Origin of the sequence: Ferrimonas pelagia, assembly GCF_039543565.1 — a bacterium.
GTDB classification, from domain to species: domain Bacteria; phylum Pseudomonadota; class Gammaproteobacteria; order Enterobacterales; family Shewanellaceae; genus Ferrimonas; species Ferrimonas pelagia.
In genome coordinates this window covers 1-1,760 of sequence record NZ_BAABJZ010000010.1, presented here as the reverse complement: position 1 = coordinate 1,760, position 1,760 = coordinate 1, and the positions used below count along the sequence as shown (strand labels likewise).

At 57.6% G+C, this 1,760-nt stretch carries 2 protein-coding genes and 1 pseudogene; 2 read left to right on the top strand and 1 reads right to left on the bottom strand.

What is annotated here, in order from left to right; genetic code table 11:
* Positions 1-87 (bottom strand): helix-turn-helix domain-containing protein (locus ABEA08_RS22000; protein WP_425557328.1); only part of this gene is annotated, 87 nt, incomplete at its 3' end.
* Between the two features lie 945 nt (positions 88-1,032).
* Between ABEA08_RS22000 and ABEA08_RS04655 the strand changes: the two genes are divergently transcribed.
* Together ABEA08_RS04655 and ABEA08_RS04650 are read left to right on the top strand one after the other, a co-directional pair.
* Entirely contained in the window at positions 1,033-1,629 is a 597-nt protein-coding gene (locus ABEA08_RS04655) for a reverse transcriptase domain-containing protein (RefSeq protein ID WP_345333783.1), read from the top strand.
* Positions 1,626-1,760 (top strand): annotated as a pseudogene (locus tag ABEA08_RS04650) (reverse transcriptase domain-containing protein); the annotation flags it as partial. The gene ABEA08_RS04655 and the pseudogene ABEA08_RS04650, both read left to right, overlap by 4 nt.

Here is a 1,760-nt window from a genome sequence, read left to right as displayed (position 1 = left end):
CCCTCGGGAGATCCCAAGCATTTCGGCGACTTGTGTCCGATTGTAGCCACGCAAGAAGTGGTGTAACGCCAGATAGCGCGTTCTCATCCTCGAATCGCTGACTTTCTTGGCAAGTTGCTTGAAATCGTTGGAAGTATGCATCGTCGATGCTCGGGTCACTAATCAAAGCACTATTAGATCAAACTTTTAGTGCAATTGGTATAAGTGCTCCTGCCAGACCGGCATTTCCCCCATCCTTGGCGGTCAGTGAAGCGCAATCGCGCCGGTCGCTCCTTGCTATCCATGGCACCACGGCATTCGTACATCCTGCACATCAAGGTGGTGTGGCCAGATGGACAGAGTCCATGTGACTGCTCGTAAGTAAGAGTTGTCACCGCCAAGCGCCGCTCTAGTGAAAGAATCGAGATTGAGGCCCCTCCTAACGGATGGGCCTTTTCGTTGGGTGTGCCAGGCATGGCACGCAGTGCCTTGACGGGCACTGTTCCGGTTCGCGTGGTGGCGATAGGATGACTTGGTGGTGAAAGTCCACTGCTGGCCCGGTAAGGGGAACAGCTAGCCGAACGGCAAGGGTGCCCATCGCGAGGTGGGATCTGAAGGAAGCCGAAGGCAAAGCACTGGCCTGACGAACAGAAATCGCATAAGAGGCGGTCACAGTGGGTGAGAAGGCCCATATCTTCAAAGCCCAATACTTACACGGAAGCTGTGGACGTAAATGCGGCAGGCATAAGTGTGAAGGTCGCGTGTCTTACCCTGGGAACTCTGCTGTTCTGCCACTGGCTACCGTCGCCATGAGGCGGCGGGATGGGGCAGCAGAACTCAGCCGAGGTCATAGTAGGTTGCTGACCGGCAACTGAAGGACTGAACAAGTTAAACGGATTGGGAATACAGGATCTCGATGATTCAGGCAGTTGCAGAACGATGGGGTGAGATCCCCACCCCCACCGGGGAGGGCAGCGGACGGTATCCGCCAGAGCAGCCGGTGCGGATGACAAGGTTCACGGCGTTCCTGTGCCACTCCCATGAGGGGCCGAGATGGATCTGATCTTGGCGATAGTCTCAAACGACAACATGAAGCAGGCCCACCAGCGGGTGCTGCGCAATAAGGGCGCACCCGGTGTGGACGGGATGACTGTGGAGGCGCTAGCCCCTTACCTGCATGCCCATTGGCCCGAACTGAAACAACAGCTCCTAACCGGCGACTACCAGCCGCAAGCCGTCCGCAAGGTGACGATCCCGAAACCTGGCGGCGGCGAGCGTATACTGGGGATCCCAACGGTGCTGGATCGCTTGATCCAACAAGCGCTGCATCAGGTATTGAGTCCGCTGCTGGAGCCGACGTTCTCGGCTCACAGCTATGGATTTAGGCCGGGACGCAGTGCCGGTCAGGCGGTCCAACAAGCCCGTGCGCATATCGAAGCCGGTCACCGCTGGGTGGTCGATGTCGATCTAGCGCAGTTCTTCGATCGGGTAAACCACGACATCCTGATGTCGCGATTAGCCCGACATGTGAAGGACAAACGGATATTGCTGCTGATCCGCCGTTACCTGCAAGCGGGAATGATGGCCGGGGGGATCATCAGTCCCCGAAGGGAGGGCCGCTCTCCCCGCTGCTGTCAAATCTGCTGTTGACGGTTCTGGATAGAGAGTTGGAGCGCCGAGGGCACAGTTTCTGCCGCTACGCCGATGACTTTAACGTATACGTGAGAAGTCGGCAGGCTGGAGAGCGGGTATTGGCGTCCCTGACCCACTACCTAGAGACC